The 16,353-nt window shown below is 48.7% G+C and carries 15 protein-coding genes; all 15 read left to right on the top strand.

The genetic code is table 11. The features are described from left to right. A partial coding sequence (locus tag ACTF7Q_RS07930; protein ID WP_438997304.1) for an NADH-quinone oxidoreductase subunit C occupies window positions 1–598 on the top strand: 598 nt, incomplete at its 5' end. A gap of 9 nt (window positions 599–607) precedes the next feature. Beyond that, window positions 608–1,786, top strand: a complete 1,179-nt coding sequence (locus tag ACTF7Q_RS07925) for an NADH-quinone oxidoreductase subunit D (RefSeq protein WP_438997303.1) — start codon at window positions 608–610, stop codon at window positions 1,784–1,786. Continuing rightward, the gene (nuoE, locus tag ACTF7Q_RS07920; protein ID WP_438997302.1) at window positions 1,783–2,430 is read left to right on the top strand and encodes an NADH-quinone oxidoreductase subunit NuoE; all 648 of its coding nucleotides are present in this window, start codon (window positions 1,783–1,785) and stop codon (window positions 2,428–2,430) included. The genes ACTF7Q_RS07925 and nuoE overlap by 4 nt, the downstream gene beginning before the upstream one ends. Then, a complete protein-coding gene (gene nuoF, locus ACTF7Q_RS07915) occupies window positions 2,423–3,715 on the top strand; it encodes an NADH-quinone oxidoreductase subunit NuoF (RefSeq protein ID WP_438997301.1) in 1,293 nt (430 codons plus the stop codon). Before nuoE ends, nuoF begins: the two co-directional genes overlap by 8 nt. Window positions 3,716–3,728: 13 nt before the next feature. Next, a complete protein-coding gene (gene nuoG, locus ACTF7Q_RS07910) occupies window positions 3,729–5,807 on the top strand; it encodes an NADH-quinone oxidoreductase subunit NuoG (protein ID WP_438997300.1) in 2,079 nt (692 codons plus the stop codon). Window positions 5,808–5,817: 10 nt separating this feature from the next. Further along, window positions 5,818–6,840 (top strand): NADH-quinone oxidoreductase subunit NuoH, encoded by a 1,023-nt coding sequence (nuoH, locus tag ACTF7Q_RS07905; protein WP_438997307.1) that lies wholly within the window; start codon window positions 5,818–5,820, stop codon window positions 6,838–6,840. A gap of 20 nt (window positions 6,841–6,860) precedes the next feature. Then, window positions 6,861–7,349, top strand: coding sequence for an NADH-quinone oxidoreductase subunit NuoI (gene nuoI, locus ACTF7Q_RS07900; protein ID WP_438997299.1), 489 nt, complete (start codon window positions 6,861–6,863; stop codon window positions 7,347–7,349). 22 nt (window positions 7,350–7,371) lie between these two features. Continuing rightward, entirely contained in the window at window positions 7,372–7,980 is a 609-nt protein-coding gene (locus tag ACTF7Q_RS07895; RefSeq protein WP_438997298.1) for an NADH-quinone oxidoreductase subunit J, read from the top strand. A gap of 7 nt (window positions 7,981–7,987) precedes the next feature. Beyond that, window positions 7,988–8,296 (top strand): NADH-quinone oxidoreductase subunit NuoK, encoded by a 309-nt coding sequence (nuoK, locus tag ACTF7Q_RS07890; protein ID WP_438997306.1) that lies wholly within the window; start codon window positions 7,988–7,990, stop codon window positions 8,294–8,296. 6 nt (window positions 8,297–8,302) lie between these two features. Then, window positions 8,303–10,237 carry an NADH-quinone oxidoreductase subunit L gene (nuoL, locus tag ACTF7Q_RS07885; protein ID WP_438997297.1) on the top strand — a complete coding sequence of 645 codons (1,935 nt, stop codon included), beginning with the start codon at window positions 8,303–8,305 and terminating at the stop codon, window positions 10,235–10,237. 3 nt (window positions 10,238–10,240) lie between these two features. Next, a complete protein-coding gene (locus tag ACTF7Q_RS07880; protein ID WP_438997305.1) occupies window positions 10,241–11,746 on the top strand; it encodes an NADH-quinone oxidoreductase subunit M in 1,506 nt (501 codons plus the stop codon). 32 nt (window positions 11,747–11,778) lie between these two features. Continuing rightward, window positions 11,779–13,230 (top strand): NADH-quinone oxidoreductase subunit NuoN, encoded by a 1,452-nt coding sequence (nuoN, locus tag ACTF7Q_RS07875; protein ID WP_438997296.1) that lies wholly within the window; start codon window positions 11,779–11,781, stop codon window positions 13,228–13,230. A gap of 11 nt (window positions 13,231–13,241) precedes the next feature. After that, entirely contained in the window at window positions 13,242–13,982 is a 741-nt protein-coding gene (locus ACTF7Q_RS07870) for a biotin--[acetyl-CoA-carboxylase] ligase (RefSeq protein WP_438997295.1), read from the top strand. Continuing rightward, a complete protein-coding gene (locus tag ACTF7Q_RS07865; RefSeq protein ID WP_438997294.1) occupies window positions 13,982–14,803 on the top strand; it encodes a type III pantothenate kinase in 822 nt (273 codons plus the stop codon). Before ACTF7Q_RS07870 ends, ACTF7Q_RS07865 begins: the two co-directional genes overlap by 1 nt. Window positions 14,804–14,816: 13 nt before the next feature. Further along, window positions 14,817–16,353: ribonuclease J (locus ACTF7Q_RS07860; protein WP_438997293.1), on the top strand; the 1,537-nt coding region annotated here is incomplete at its 3' end.

The raw sequence follows: 16,353 nt of genomic DNA, 5'->3' as shown, positions 1-16,353 counted from the left end.
TACGATGGTAAATTATGTGCGTGAAATTCTGGCAGATATTTGTGAAAGCGTAGTCGCAACCAATGATGAAGTGCTTGTGCGAATAAACTCGCAGGATATCACATCGGTTTTAACAAAATTACGTGACGATAATCATGCGGCTTTTAACCAGCTATCCGATCTGACAGCTGTAGATTATCCCGAGCGTCCGGTGCGTTTTGAAATGGTTTATCAGCTTCTGTCGATCACCAATAATATGCGTTTGCGCATTTTGGCGGGGGTTGCCGAAGGCCAGTCCGTGCCTTCTGTAACAAATGTTTTTTCGGCAGCTAATTGGGCCGAGCGTGAAGTGTGGGATATGTTCGGTATATTCTTTGCGGGACATCCTGATCTGCGGCGTCTGTTGACTGATTATGGTTTTGAAGGCCATCCCTTGCGCAAGGATTTTCCGCTGACTGGTCATGTCGAGGTTCGTTATGACGATACGCAGCGCCGCGTGGTTAACGAGCCAGTCCATCTCGTGCAGGAATTCCGCGACTTTGATTTTCTGAGTCCGTGGGAAGGTATGCAGCATGCCATTGATGCTGCTGATTCTGACAAAAACAGCGATACGAATTAGGGGTTCGTTATGGCAGAAATGCAAATTAAGCCAATCACAATGAATTTCGGGCCTCAGCATCCAGCTGCGCATGGTGTGTTGCGGCTTGTGCTTGAAATGGATGGCGAGGTGATCGAACGCGCCGATCCGCATATCGGCTTGCTTCATCGTGGTACTGAAAAGCTGATCGAGCATAAGACGTATTTACAGGCTCTGCCTTATTTTGACCGGCTTGATTATGTGTCGCCTATGAATCAGGAACATGCTTGGGCATTGTCGATTGAAAAGGCTTTGGCTATCGACGTGCCGCGGCGTGCCCAGTTTATCCGCGTTTTATATTGCGAAATTGGCCGTATTCTTAACCATCTTTTGAATTTGACGACCTTTGCCATTGATGTAGGTGCGATGACACCGCTTTTATGGGGCTTTGAAGAACGCGAACAATTGATGGGCTTTTATGAGCGTGCCTGTGGTGCGCGTCTGCATGCGGCCTATTTCCGCCCAGGCGGTGTGCATCAGGATCTGCCAACCGGTTTGTTAGATGAGATTGATGACTGGGCACATAAATTCCCATCATTTATCAATGATATGGAAACCTTGCTGACTGAAAACCGTATTTTCAAGCAGCGCACCGTTGATATTGGCGTGTTGAGTGAAAAAGAGGCGCTTGACCTTGGCATGACAGGCCCGTGCTTGCGCGCGTCTGGCGTGCCGTGGGATCTTCGTAAAAGTCAGCCTTATGATGTTTATGCTGAAATGGATTTCGACGTGCCAATGGGAAAAACAGGGGACTGTTATGCACGTTATTTGGTTCGCATCGAAGAAATGCGCCAGTCGTTGCGTATCATTCATCAATGTATCGCCGAGATGCCCGAAGGCCCCATTCTGGCCGAAAATAACAAGGTCACGCCACCACATCGCGCTGATATGAAGAATTCGATGGAAGCCCTGATCCATCATTTCAAGCTTTATACCGAGGGGTTTCATGTGCCCGAGGGCGAGAGCTATACGGCTGTTGAGGCACCGAAAGGTGAATTTGGCGTCTATCTTGTTGCTGATGGATCTAACAGGCCCTATCGGTGCAAAATCCGGGCGCCAGGGTTTTATTTCATGGCAGCGGTAGATTATCTGTCACGTGGTCACATGCTGGCAGATTCGGTGGCGATCATCGGATCATTGGATGTTGTTTTTGGTGAGATTGACAGATGAGTATTGAAGCCCGCATTGCTGAAGACCAGCCTGACTCATTTGCTTTTACGGCTGAGAATGAGGCAGAAATAAAGCGTATTATGGCCAAATATCCCAAAGGTCGGCAAGCCAGTGCGGTGATGCCGTTGCTTGATATGGCGCAACGCCAGCACGCAAACTGGATTCCGATGAAAGCTATCGAGCTGATTGCCGACAAGCTGGATATGGCTAAAATCCGTGTGCTAGAGGTTGCCACCTTTTATACGATGTTCAATCTCAAACCGGTTGGTAAGTATTTTCTGCAAGCCTGCACAACAACACCATGCTGGCTTCGGGGATCTGACGAGATGATGCGGTGCATTAAAGACCGATATGACATCACGTCAGGCCAAACATCGGATTGTGGTCGTTTTTCTTTGCTTGAGGTCGAATGTCTTGGCGCATGCGTGAATGCACCGATTTTACAGGTAAATGATGATTTCTATGAAGATCTGAATTACCAGACCACCGGTGCATTGCTTGATTCGCTTGAGAAAGATGCGCCACTTGCCGTTGGATCAGTTCTGGGCCGGTCTGGGTCAGAAGCCAGTGGTGGTGCCACAAGCCTGAATACCATGAAACCAAAGAAAACAGCCAAAGCAAAGTCGGGAGCAGCCAATGCTTAAAGACGCTGATCGTATTTTTACCAATATCTATGGCTGGAACGATGCCATGCTTGCGGGTGCCAAAAAACGCGGTGATTGGGACAATACTGCGGCTATTTTAAAACTTGGTCACAGCGAAATTGTTGATCGTATGAAGGCGTCTGGTCTTCGTGGTCGCGGTGGTGCTGGTTTTCCGACGGGTCTTAAATGGTCATTTATGCCGCAAGAGGTCAAAGATCGCCCTCATTATTTGGTTGTTAATGCCGATGAGTCCGAACCCGGCACATGTAAAGACCGCGATATTATCCGCCATGAGCCGCATAAATTGCTTGAAGGCTGTGTTGTTGCTGGTTTCGCTATGCGCGCGCATGTTGCCTATATCTATATTCGTGGTGAATTCGTCAATGAAGCCCGCCGTTTGCAGGCCGCCATTGACGAAGCCTATGATGCTGGGTTGCTGGGTAAAAATGCTGCCAAATCAGGCTGGGATTTTGACATTTATCTGCATCGCGGGGCAGGTGCTTATATTTGTGGTGAAGAAACCGCCTTGCTTGAGTCACTTGAAGGCAAAAAAGGCCAACCACGCTTGAAGCCGCCATTTCCAGCAGGTGTTGGGCTGTATGGATGCCCAACTACCGTAAATAATGTTGAATCAATCGCCGTAGCGCCGACCATCTTACGACGTGGTGCCGATTGGTTCTCTGGTCTTGGTAAAGAGAATAATACAGGCACAAAGCTGTTTTGTATTTCTGGACATGTAAATAAGCCTTGCAATGTTGAAGAAGAAATGGGCATCCCGCTGAAAGAGCTACTTGAAAAACATGCAGGTGGTATACGCGGGGGCTGGGATAATCTGCTGGCGGTGATTCCTGGTGGATCATCAACGCCAATGATGCCTAAAGACATCTGTGAAACCATGACAATGGATTTTGATGCGCTACGCGAGGCCGGAACAGGTCTAGGCACTGCCGGTATCATCGTCATGGATAAAAGCACAGATGTGGTAAAGGCCATTTCACGCTTGTCCTATTTTTATAAGCATGAGTCATGTGGCCAATGCACACCATGCCGCGAGGGAACTGGTTGGATGTGGCGGATGATGGAACGGCTTGTTCGCGGTGAAGCCGAACCGCATGAAATTGATACATTGTATGAAGTCACCAAGCAGGTTGAAGGCCATACAATTTGCGCATTAGGCGACGCAGCGGCATGGCCAATTCAAGGGCTTATTAAGCATTTCAGACCAGAGATTGAGCGCCGTATTGCGGCGCGTCATGCTGGTGACGCCGTCGCGGCCGCTGAATAGAGGGTTAATAACGATGCCAAAACTGACTGTTAATGATGTTGAAGTCGAAGTGGAAGACGGATCAACAGTGCTTCATGCCTGTGAAGCTGCTGGTGTTGAAGTGCCGCGTTTTTGCTATCATGACCGTTTATCGATTGCCGGTAATTGCCGCATGTGTCTGGTTGATATGGAACGCGCGCCAAAGCCGGTTGCGTCCTGTGCGATGCCCGCTGGCGACGGAATGGTTATTCGCACCGATACTGACCGTGTTAAAAAGGCACGAGAAGGCGTCATGGAATTCCTGTTAATCAATCATCCGCTTGATTGCCCAATTTGTGATCAAGGCGGTGAATGTGATTTGCAAGATCAGGCAATGGGCTATGGCCATGATGGATCACGTTTTGAAGAAAATAAGCGCGCGGTTGAAAACAAGCATATGGGCCCGCTTATTAGCACGGTCATGACACGCTGTATTCATTGTACACGCTGTGTCCGCTTCGCAACCGAGGTGGCAGGTGTGCCAGAGCTGGGTGCCATTGGCCGCGGTGAAAATGTTGAGATCACTACCTATCTCGAAAAAAACCTGGCATCAGAGCTTTCGGCTAATGTGATTGATCTGTGCCCCGTTGGCGCGTTGACGTCGCGTCCTTATGCTTTTACCGCGCGTCCATGGGAGCTTAACAAAACCGAGTCTATCGATGTGATGGATGCGGTAGGCAGCAACATTCGCGTTGATGCACGTGGATCACAGGTCATGCGCGTTTTGCCGCGTTTGCATGAAGATGTGAATGAAGAGTGGATTTCCGATAAAACCCGCTATGCGATTGACGGTTTGCGCCGCCAGCGCCTTGATCAGCCGTATTTGCGTAGTGCCAATGGCAGTTTGCATCCAGCTAGCTGGGATGAGGCGTTCAAAGCCATGGCCACTAAGATCAAGAGAGCCAAATCATCGACAATTGCTGCGATTGCGGGTGATCAGGCTGATGCTGAAAGCATGTTTGCTTTGAAGTCGATGATGCAACGGCTTGGCGTGGCAAATATTGATTGTCGTCAAGATGGCGCTAAAATTGGCGGATCACGTGCTGGTTACCTGTTTAACTCGACAATTGCCGGTATTGATGACGCTGATGCGCTGTTGATTATTGGTAGCAACCCACGTGAAGAGGCGGCTGTTCTGAATGCCCGTATCCGCCGTAACTGGCTGGCCACAGGCATGCCGGTTGGCGTCGTAGGGGTGGATAGCGATCTGACTTATGACACAAAGCATCTTGGTGATGATACGGCGGTATTATCGGCTATCCTTGATGGTTCCAACAAATTTTCCACCGTGTTAAAACGTGCCAAGCGGCCAATGATTATCATTGGTATGGGCGCGCTTAGCCGTGAAGATGGTGCTGCGGTGCTTGCCACGGCGCGCCAGATCGCCGAAACCTATGGCGTTGTGGCAAAGGGGTGGAACGGTTTTAATGTTCTGCATAACGCGGCAGCACGTGTGGGTGGCCTTGATATGGACTTTATCCCGGGCAAGGGTGGTCTTGATATTGAAGCTATGTATAAGGCTGCTGAAAGTAAAAAACTTGATTTTGTCTGGCTTCTTGGTGCTGACGAAGTTGACCTAGATCGTCTTGGTAATGCGTTTATTGTCTATCAGGGGCATCACGGTGATAAAGGCGCGCATGGCGCTGATGTGGTGTTGCCAGGTTCGGCCTATACCGAAAAAGACGGGATCTATGTCAATACCGAAGGGCGTGTTCAATATGCTAATCGCGCAGCATTTCCTCCAGGCGAAGCCAAAGAAGACTGGGCGATCATTCGTGCCTTTTCCGGACATATACATAAATCAATCGGTATGGATAATCTGACAGAGGTGCGTAACGCCTTGTTTGAAGCCTATCCACATTTTGCTGACAGCGATGCTATTGAAAGTGCTAAATGGTCAAAATTTGGTGGTCGTGGCAAGATGGATGCTTCGCCGATTGCCAATAGTCTCGATAATTTTCATATGACGTGTGCGATTAGTCGTGCATCAGAAACCATGGCCGAATGCCGCAAGGCCTTGCTGGATGATAATGTTGATGATGTAGCCGCGTCATCTACGGTAGCGGCGGAGTAGTCAAATGTTTATGGATTTGATCAATAATGCCGAAATTCGCGCTGTTGCGTGGATTATTGCCCAGATCATGATTGTGGTCGGGCCTTTGCTGATCGCTGTAGCCTATCTGACGCTTGCCGAGCGCCGTGTTATCGGTTTCATGCAGTTACGAAAAGGCCCTAATGTTGTTGGTCCGTTTGGCATGCTCCAACCGTTTGCAGATGCGCTGAAATTGATGGCTAAGGAAACAATCCTGCCAGCTGGTGCGAATAAGGTTGTGTTCATTATCGCCCCGATGCTGACCTTTGTTTTGTCGTTAGTCGCTTGGGCGGTGATACCTTTTGGTGAAGGGCTTGTGATTGCCGATATCAATGTCGGTATCCTCTATCTGTTTGCGGTGTCCTCGCTAGGTGTCTATGGCGTGATAATGGCGGGATGGGCCAGTAATTCGAAATACGCCTTTCTTGGTGCCTTGCGATCTGCCGCGCAGATGGTGTCGTATGAAGTGTCGATGGGATTGGTTATCATCAATGTGTTGCTTTGTGCAGGTTCTCTGAATTTGAGTGCAATCATCGAAGCACAGCGAGACATGTGGTTTGCCTTGCCGTTATTTCCGATGTTTATTGTCTTTTTCATTTCGACACTTGCCGAGACCAATCGTGCGCCGTTTGATCTGCCTGAAGGCGAGTCCGAGCTTGTCGCGGGCTATTTCGTTGAATATTCATCAATGAGCTTTGCGCTCTTTTTCCTTGGTGAATATGCCAATATGATCCTGATGAGCAGCATGACGGTTATTTTGTTCCTTGGGGGATGGCTACCACCATTTGATATTTGGCCATTAAATATCATTCCGGGTCCTCTATGGTTCATTTTGAAAATCATGATGGTATTGTTTGTGTTTCTGTGGGTGCGCGCGACAACGCCGCGCTATCGCTATGATCAGCTGATGCGCCTTGGTTGGAAAATATTTTTGCCATTTTCATTGTTGTATGTGGTGGCAACAGCTGGCTTTTTGCTGGCAACTGATCGCCTGCCAGCGGTTATCGTTGGTTAGGTATAGGAGAAGATAAAGTCATGCGAATGTTGATGGATACAATCAAATCATTCCTGCTTCTTGAACTTGCCAAAGGCATGTTCCTGACGTTGAAGTATTTCTTCAAACCGAAAGTTACAATCAACTATCCTTATGAAAAGGGTAGCCTTTCCCCCCGGTTTCGCGGCGAACACGCTTTACGCCGTTATCCTAACGGAGAGGAGCGTTGTATCGCTTGTAAATTGTGTGAGGCGGTCTGTCCTGCACAGGCTATAACTATCGAAGCTGAACCGCGGGATGACGGTAGCCGCCGTACAACGCGCTATGATATTGATATGACAAAATGTATCTATTGTGGATTTTGTCAGGAAGCCTGTCCGGTTGATGCGATTGTCGAAGGGCCCAATTTCGAATTCGCAACCGAGACCCGCGAAGAACTGTATTACGACAAAAACAAACTGCTTGCGAATGGGGATCGTTGGGAAACCGAGATCGCCAGAAACCTTGCTGCTGACGCCGAATGGCGCTGATCTAGATTGGAAATGACAGACAATGTTTGAAGCGCTTTTCTTTTATCTGTTTGCGGGCATTATGCTGGCTAGCGCCTTTATGGTTGTGATATCGAAAAACCCTGTATATTCAGTGCTTTTCCTTATTCTTTCTTTCTTCAATGCGGCTGGATTATTCGTCCTGATCGGTGCGGAATTTCTCGCCATGCTTCTGGTTGTTGTCTATGTTGGCGCCGTTGCCGTGCTGTTCCTGTTTGTGGTGATGATGCTGGATATTAATTTTGCCGAAATGCGCGCTGGCTTTCAGAAATATCTACCACTGGGTCTGATCGTCGGCGGTATTCTGGTATTTGAGCTTGTGGCAGCGATGTATGGCGATGCCTTCAAAGGAGCGACATTGCCGGAAGCCTCCGAGATCGCCAATACGACTCGTCTTGGCGGTGTTCTCTATACCAAATATATCTACCTGTTTCAGGTTGCAGGTCTGATCCTGCTAGTTGCCATGATTGGTGCTATTTCACTCACCATGCGGCATCGTCCAGGTGTCCGTCGTCAGGTTGTTGCCGAACAAAATATGCGGCGCCGTGATGAAACAGTCGAGGTGGTTAGTGTGCCTGTTGGCAAAGCACCACCAACGCGGCAAGAAAGTTAAAGTTATGATGGAATTATCATTAAATCACTATCTTACCTGTTCGGCGATCCTTTTTGCGATGGGGATATTTGGTATCTTTTTGAACCGGAAGAACGTGATTACAATCCTGATGTCGATTGAATTGATGTTGCTGGCTGTGAATATAAATATGGTGGCGTTCTCAGCTTATAACGGTGATCTGGAAGGACAGATATTCTCGCTATTTATTCTGACTGTAGCCGCAGCCGAAGCCGCCATTGGCCTTGCTATTCTGGTGGTGTTCTTCCGAAATCGCGGATCGATCGCGGTTGAAGACGTGAATATGATGAAGGGCTAGGGCGATATGTACGCATCCATAGTATTTTTGCCGCTTATTGGTTCCGTAATTGCTGGCATTCTTAGCCTCGGACACTACGATAGAGCCGCTGAACGGGTAACAATCATCGGCTTGTTACTGTCACTTTTATTTTCGATTTTTGCCTTTGCCGAAGTTGCCATTGGTGGACAGCCTATCACAATCGAGCTTTCACGCTGGATAGTGTCAGGTGATTTCGAGGCGCATTGGCGACTCCGTTTTGACACACTCACCGCTGTTATGTTGATTGTTGTGACGGGCGTATCATCGATGGTGCATATCTATTCTGTTGGCTATATGTCACATGACAAAGCGCGGGCGCGCTTCATGTCCTATCTCAGCTTATTTACCTTTGCCATGTTGATGCTGGTCACAGCTGATAATCTTGTGCAGTTGTTCTTTGGCTGGGAGGGTGTTGGTGTTGCGTCTTATTTGCTGATTGGCTTCTGGTATCATAAAGAGTCAGCCCATGCGGCGGCGATGAAAGCCTTTGTGGTGAACCGTGTTGGTGATTTTGGTTTTGCACTTGGTATCTTGGCGGTCTATGCCTTGTTCGGGTCTGTTCAATTTGACGATATATTTGCCAAGGCCGCGCTCTATGTCGATGTGGACATCAACTTCCTCGGCATGAGCTTGCCAGCATTGGAAGTGGCCGGCATCTTGCTGTTTATCGGCGCGATGGGCAAGTCTGCTCAACTTGGTCTGCATACATGGTTACCAGATGCGATGGAGGGGCCAACGCCCGTTTCAGCGCTTATTCACGCTGCCACAATGGTGACAGCGGGTGTGTTCATGGTATGCCGGCTTTCACCGGTGCTTGAATATGCGCCATTTACGCTTGATGTTATCACTGTCATTGGCGGCATGACGGCCATTTTTGCGGCAACAGTTGGCATGACACAATTTGATATCAAGCGCGTGATTGCCTATTCAACCTGTTCGCAGCTTGGTTATATGTTCTTTGCGGCCGGTGTTTCGGCTTATCCGGCTGCTATGTTCCATCTGACAACGCATGCGTTTTTCAAGGCACTGCTGTTCCTTGGTGCAGGATCAGTTATTCATGCGATGTCTGATGAGCAGGATCTGCGAAATATGGGCGGTATCTGGAAGAAAATCCCTGTTACCTATGTGATGATGTGGGTCGGATCGCTTGCCTTGGCTGGCTTCCCGTTTTTCGCCGGATTCTATTCAAAGGATATGATCCTGGAAGCTGCATTTGGAGCGCATACATCGGTTGGTAATTTTGCATTCTGGATGGGGTGTGCCGCGGCTTTTCTGACCGCGTTCTATAGCTGGCGCCTATTGATCATGGCGTTTCATGGAAAGCCGCGGGCATCAGCCGAAGTGATGGCACATGTGCATGAATCACCGTCTGTTATGACATTGCCGTTATTTGTTTTGGCGCTAGGTGCAATTTTCTCTGGCTGGCTTGGTTATGAGCTGTTTGTTGGTGATGATATGGCGGCTTTCTGGGGTGACTCGATTTTCATTCTGCCAACACATATGGCCATGGAAAATGCGCATCATGTGCCAAGTTGGGTTAAGCTATTGCCGATTGTGCTTGCCTCCAGCGGGGTTCTGATAGCGGTCTTGTTCTATGCGGTGCTTACCGACATGCCAGCGCGCATAGCAAGAGCCTTTTCGCCTCTTTATGCTTTGTTCTTCAATAAATGGTATTTCGACGAAATCTATGATGCGACGTTAGTTAAACCAGCTGTGCGGATAGGGGCAATCCTGTGGCAACGCGGTGATCGTGATACGATTGATGGCTTTGGCCCGGATGGGATGTCAGGGCTGGTACTTCGGATTTCGGGCTTTTGCTCGCGGATACAGTCAGGGTTTGTTTTCCACTACGCTTTTGCCATGCTGATCGGCGTTGTTGTGCTGGTGAGCTGGTATTATCTTCGCCTAAAGGGAATATAAGTGATGATCGATAATTGGCCTTTACTGACAATCATCACCTTCCTGCCACTAGCTGGCGTGATTTTTCTACTGATGATAAAGGGTGACGATGAAGTTGTTGCAAATAATGCACGGAGCGTAACACTTTGGATTACCGGCTTTAACTTTATTGTGTCTTTGGCGCTTTTACTTGGCTTTGACAGCAATGTAGCTGGTTACCAATTCGAAGAATTTGCCGAATGGCTTCCAAATACAGGTATTAATTATCATATGGGTGTTGATGGTATTTCGATGCCATTCGTCTTGCTTTCGACATTTTTGACACCGCTTGCCGTGCTGGCCAGTTGGCGTGCCATCACGCATCGTGTGCGTGAATATATGATCGCCTTTTTGGTTCTTGAAACAATGATGATCGGCATGTTTGTTTCGCTCGATATGCTGATGTTCTATCTGTTTTTCGAAGCGGTGTTGATACCGATGTTTCTGATCATAGGCATCTGGGGTGGCGCAAGACGGGTCTATGCGGCATTTAAATTCTTCCTGTTTACCTTGCTGGGTTCGGTGCTGATGCTAGTTTGTATGCTGGCCATGTATGTGCAAACAGGTACTACCGACATCCCCATGTTGACCGCGCATAGTTTTGGTACGGGCATGCAATTCTGGTTGTTCCTTGGGTTTTTTGCCTCATTTGCGGTAAAGGTGCCGATGTGGCCAGTTCATACATGGTTGCCTGACGCGCATGTTGAAGCCCCTACAGCGGGTTCGATGATTTTGGCTGGTGTTCTTTTAAAGATGGGCGGTTATGGTTTCCTGCGGTTCTCGCTACCAATGTTCCCGCATGCGTCTGAATTGTTTGCACCCGTCATCTTTGCCTTGTCCGTCATTGCGGTGATATACACGTCACTTGTGGCCTTGGCGCAATCGGATATGAAAAAGATGATCGCCTATTCATCCGTTGCGCATATGGGATTTGTTACGATTGGTATCTTTACCTTTACCGAGCAGGGTATTGCCGGTGCTATGTTCCAGATGATCAGTCATGGTCTTGTATCAGCGGCCTTATTCTTTTGTGTTGGTGTCGTCTATGATCGGCTTCATACGCGCGAAATCGATGCCTATGGTGGCGTTGCCAAGGTTATGCCGCGCTTTGCCGTATTTTTCATGTTTATGATGCTGGCATCGGTTGGTTTGCCGGGAACAAGCGGCTTTGTCGGTGAAATGCTGGTTCTTGTGGGGGCGTGGAAAGCCAGCACATGGGTGGCCTTTTTCACCGCTACAGGCCTTGTGCTTGGGGCGACTTATATGTTGTGGCTATATCGCCGGGTTATGTTTGGTAAGGTCACCAAAGTCGAAGTCCAATCAATGGAGCCAATGCAGCTGCGCGAATTAGGCATTTTCGTTCCGATCAGCATTCTGGTTTTGGTGTTTGGAATATATCCGGCGTTTTTGCTGGATGTGATGGCTGTTTCAATTCAAATAATTATTGATGAATTGTCGGTAAGTGGCGTTGCGCTTGTCGCATCTAATTAGACTCATATTTGTTCTCAAAGGGAACGGCACTCATGTTTGAAATAAATGATATTCTGCCTGCTCTTCCGGAAATGCTTCTGGCATGTGTTGCGCTATTGCTTGTGCTGGTAGCGGCCTATGGCGGTGATGGTGCTGCAAATGCAAAGCGGGTCTGTTCGATAGCTCTTGGTGCTATTGTGATTGCGGCGGTGATGTTGTGGCAGGGCGGTGATGTTGAGGCAACAGCCTTTTCAGGCATGTTCAGCGCTGACACATTTAGTGCCTATATGAAATTATTGGTTCTAATGGGTTCATTTGCGGCTTTATATATGTCTATCGGTCCATTGGAACAGGATGATATCAACAAACCTGAATTCAGTTTGCTTGTTCTGCTGGCTGTTGTTGGCATGATGCTTATGATTTCGGCAAATGACCTTATGTCGCTTTATATGGCGGTTGAATTACAATCATTGCCACTTTACGTCGTTGCAGCTATGCGGACAAATTCACTTCGTTCATCCGAAGCTGGCTTGAAGTATTTTCTGCTTGGCGCATTGTCATCAGGCATGTTGCTTTATGGCGCGTCGTTGGTTTACGGGTTTGCCGGAACGACCAGCTTTGACGGCATTTCTGCAGCAGTTGCAACAGGTGCGTTACCAGTGGCCTTTGTCGTAGGCATGGTATTCATGATCTGTGGTATTGCGTTTAAAATATCCGCAGCTCCATTCCATATGTGGACACCAGATGTCTATGAAGGCTCGCCGACGCCTGTAACCGCCTTGTTTGCGATTGCGCCAAAGGTAGCGGCAATGGCGTTGATGATGCGTCTGACCTATGGTGCTTTTGGCCCGATAGCCATGGAATGGTCTCAGGTGCTTATCGCTTTGTCGATTGCATCAATGGTTATTGGTGCTTTTGGTGCCATTATGCAGACCGATATAAAACGGATGATGGCTTATTCGTCTATCGCACATATGGGTTATGCGCTTGCAGGTCTGGCGGCTGGATCGCATGCGGGTGTGCTGGGCGTCATCATTTACATGACAGGCTATATTTTCATGGGAGCAGGTACGTTTGCGATCATTTTGATGATGCGCCGAGATGGCAAATCGGCCACAAAAATTGATGATCTTCGCGGCCTATCAAAGACCCATCCTTTGTTTGCCATTGGCTTGCTGGTCATGATGTTTTCGATGGCAGGCATTCCGCCGCTAGCTGGATTTTTTGGTAAGTGGTATGTGTTTCTGGCGGCCGTTAATGCGGGTCTGATTCCGCTGGCGGTTATCGGTGTGGTCATGTCGGTTGTTGGTGCCTTTTATTATCTGCGTATTATCCGCATGATGTATTTTGAAGACAGTGATGATCCGCTGGATGCTGATCTGCCGATATCGAACCGTTTGGTGCTGACTGTGTCTCTGGGTGTGGTTCTGCTGTTCTTTGCCGGACTTGGCAGCTTGCTTGGCACGGCTGATATTGCGGCTACAACTTTGATGACGCGCAACTAGGATCAGATCATATGGTGACAAGCGCAGCTTGGACGTTTTCCACCGCCGACGTCGCCAAATCATCTTCTGATCTTGCCCGCAAGGCCGCGCTTGACGGCGCACCAACAGGAACCGGCTTTCTGGTAGGCGTTCAAACCGCCGGACGCGGTCGGCGCGGACGCACATGGCTTTCACCGCAGGGTGGAATGTATCTGTCGATTGTTCTCCGGCCTAATTGTGACAAATATCTTTGGCCGCTTTTGTCCTTTGTAGCAGCATTAGCCGCACGTGAAACAATCGAGAACGTTCTGGTATCGCATCAGCCTAAGGTGAAATGGCCTAATGATATTCTGGTTAATAACCGGAAAATCTGCGGTATTTTGCTTGAAGTGGTGGAAGATGCCCTGATTGTTGGAACGGGTATTAATGTGGCGCCGATCAAAGCTGATAGGGCCATGCCGGGGCATTTGTCGCCGACGTCACTTGTCGAGCTGGGTGATAATGTCACAACGCCAGCATTGCTGGCGACTGATTACATAGATAATCTGGCACGACGTTATGAGACATTTAATCCAACAGCTTTCACCCCTGTTCGTGATGAATGGATGCGTCATGCCGCTTTTTTGAACCAAAATGTGACTGTTATGGATTCAGGGCTAAAGGGGCGTTTTACCGGCATTGACGAGGATGGTTCCATGTTGTTGGTTGATGCATCAGGCAAGACACACCATATCACTACTGGTGATGTTGTTTTAATGGATGATGGTAACTGATGCTTTTGGCCGTAGATTGTGGCAATACCAATATTGTGTTTGCTCTTTATGACAATACAGCTGATGTCAGCAGGCAGCTTGGATGCTGGCGCATTGAAACCGATGTTTTGCGTTCCGGTGATGACTATACTGTCTGGCTGGGACAGATGATGGCTGCGGCAAATTTAGCCAAAGATATGGTTTCGGGTGTTGTTATGGCTAGTGTTGTGCCGGAAATCACCCCACAGTTGGTGATGATGGCGCGCGCCGGATTGAGTCTTGATCCAATGTTGATTGGAGATGCAGGGGTTGATCTGGGAATTTTGGTTGATATTGATAATCCGTCACAGGCAGGTGCTGACAGGCTGGTTAATGCCGTGGCAGCCAAACATTATCATCAGGTTCCAGCCATTATCCTTGATTTTGGCACCGCCACAACGCTTGATCTTGTCCGTGCCGATGGGGCTTATGCAGGCGGCATAATTGCACCAGGTGTGCATGTATCGGTTGACGCCTTATATAAAGCAGCAGCGCGTTTACCACATCTTGACGTCAAGCCTTGGGATCCTACTTTACCAGTTCTAGGGCGCGATACGATAAGCGCTATGGAGTCGGGTATTTTTTGGGGCTATGTTGGCATGATTGAAGGGTTGATCGCGCGCCTTCGAACCGAGCAGGGCGCAGATTTGCCAGCCATAGCCACGGGTGGGTTAGCATCGCTTTTTGCGCCACATTTGCCGATGATTTCTGCTGTTGATGTCGATCTTACGCTACGTGGCCTAGTTGCCATATATAACCTTAATAACGAATCTAATTCCGCCGTAACGGCGCACCAAACATAGTTGATTGCTAAATATGACATATTTTTCCAAGTCTGATTTTCTGTTTGTCCCGCTAGGTGGTTCTGGCGAAATCGGCATGAATGTAAATCTATACCATTATCAGGATAGCTGGTTGATGGTTGATCTGGGTATTTCCTTTCCCGATGAAAGCACCCCCGGCATTGATGTCGTGCTTCCTGATTTGCAGTTTATTCAGAATCATCGTGACAAATTAGCCGGACTTGTTCTGACCCATGGTCATGAAGATCATCTGGGGGCTATCCCCTATCTGTGGAGCAGTCTTGGGTGCCCGATATGGGGGAGTGCCTTTACCCTAGCCTTGCTTCGTCGCAAGCTTGCCGAGTCGCGTAATGACTATGATATTCCATTACATGAAATGGGTATAAATGCGGTTGAAAAAATCGGGGCTTTTGAGATTGAAATGATTGGTCTTAACCATTCAATTCCTGATCCAGCCGCCTTGGCCATCCGAACTGATGCTGGCACGGTTTTGCATACAGGCGACTGGAAATTTGACAAGACGCCGGTTCTTGGCACCGATACGGATAAAGATCGGCTTGCCAAACTTGGCGATGAAGGTGTGCTTGTCATGGTTGGTGATTCAACCAACGCGATGGTTGCCGGACATACTGGTTCTGAAGCTGAGGCGCGTGATGGTTTGACCGATGCTATTGGCGCGGCTATGGGCCGTGTGGCGGTAACATGTTTTGCCAGTAATATTGCACGTATTGACTCTATTGTGAAAGCGGCACAGGCAAATGACCGCTCGGTGGCTATTGTTGGGCGCGCATTGAATAGGGCAATTTCAGCCGCGCGTGAAGTCGGATATTTACACGATTTGCCTGAATTTGTGCCAGAGGGTGACATAAATCTGCTGCCACGAGAAAATGTTGTCATCATTTGTACAGGTACGCAGGGGGAACCACGTGCCGCGATGGCAAAGATTGCCGCCGGTGCGCATGAAACCGTGTCGCTTGATCCAGGTGATACGGTGATTTATTCGTCGCGAAAGATCCCAGGTAATGAAAATGCGATTAGCCGTGTGCAGGACATGCTGATCCGCCGGAAAATCATTCTGATTACCGATGAAGATGCGCCTGTGCATGTGTCGGGTCATCCATCGCGGGATGAAATGGTTGAAATGTATAGTCTTGTCAGGCCCAAAATCGCCATTCCTGTGCATGGTACAGCGCGGCATCTTGTTGCGCATGCTGAACTGGCCAAAAGTTGTCAGGTGCCACAAACGATCCTGCCGGACAATGGCGCAGTCATTAAGCTGAATGATGAGACGGTCAAGATTATCGATAATGTGCATACTGGTACCATGACGCATGAACGTGGATCGATTATTGATATGCAGGCGGATATGCTTCGCGCGCGCCGGCGGATGCTGTGGAATGGCAGTGTGACCGTCAGTCTGGTACTGAACCGGACAGGGAATATCTGCATGGTGCCAGCGGTAAGCCAGACCGGGCTTGGCGAAGGTGACAAAGCGGATGATTATATCGCGGCGGCGTCTTTAGCCGTTGAGGATGCGGTCGAGCGACTTG

The sequence above is a fragment of the Puniceispirillum sp. (SeqCode) genome, assembly GCF_965657105.1.
Lineage (GTDB): Bacteria > Pseudomonadota > Alphaproteobacteria > Puniceispirillales > Puniceispirillaceae > Puniceispirillum.
This window is presented reverse-complemented; position numbering and strand designations above follow the sequence as displayed.

Excerpts from the sequence above, each read along its gene's own strand:
- nuoG (WP_438997300.1), top strand. The coding sequence starts at position 3,729 with ATGCCAAAACTGACTGTTAATGATGTTGAAGTCGAAGTGGAAGACGGA.
- nuoN (WP_438997296.1), top strand. The coding sequence starts at position 11,779 with ATGTTTGAAATAAATGATATTCTGCCTGCTCTTCCGGAAATGCTTCTG.
- nuoI (WP_438997299.1), top strand. The coding sequence starts at position 6,861 with ATGCGAATGTTGATGGATACAATCAAATCATTCCTGCTTCTTGAACTT.
- ACTF7Q_RS07895 (WP_438997298.1), top strand. The coding sequence starts at position 7,372 with ATGTTTGAAGCGCTTTTCTTTTATCTGTTTGCGGGCATTATGCTGGCT.
- ACTF7Q_RS07880 (WP_438997305.1), top strand. The coding sequence starts at position 10,241 with ATGATCGATAATTGGCCTTTACTGACAATCATCACCTTCCTGCCACTA.
- ACTF7Q_RS07925 (WP_438997303.1), top strand. The coding sequence starts at position 608 with ATGGCAGAAATGCAAATTAAGCCAATCACAATGAATTTCGGGCCTCAG.
- ACTF7Q_RS07865 (WP_438997294.1), top strand. The coding sequence starts at position 13,982 with ATGCTTTTGGCCGTAGATTGTGGCAATACCAATATTGTGTTTGCTCTT.
- nuoH (WP_438997307.1), top strand. The coding sequence starts at position 5,818 with ATGGATTTGATCAATAATGCCGAAATTCGCGCTGTTGCGTGGATTATT.
- nuoL (WP_438997297.1), top strand. The coding sequence starts at position 8,303 with ATGTACGCATCCATAGTATTTTTGCCGCTTATTGGTTCCGTAATTGCT.
- nuoF (WP_438997301.1), top strand. The coding sequence starts at position 2,423 with ATGCTTAAAGACGCTGATCGTATTTTTACCAATATCTATGGCTGGAAC.
- nuoE (WP_438997302.1), top strand. The coding sequence starts at position 1,783 with ATGAGTATTGAAGCCCGCATTGCTGAAGACCAGCCTGACTCATTTGCT.
- ACTF7Q_RS07870 (WP_438997295.1), top strand. The coding sequence starts at position 13,242 with ATGGTGACAAGCGCAGCTTGGACGTTTTCCACCGCCGACGTCGCCAAA.
- nuoK (WP_438997306.1), top strand. The coding sequence starts at position 7,988 with ATGGAATTATCATTAAATCACTATCTTACCTGTTCGGCGATCCTTTTT.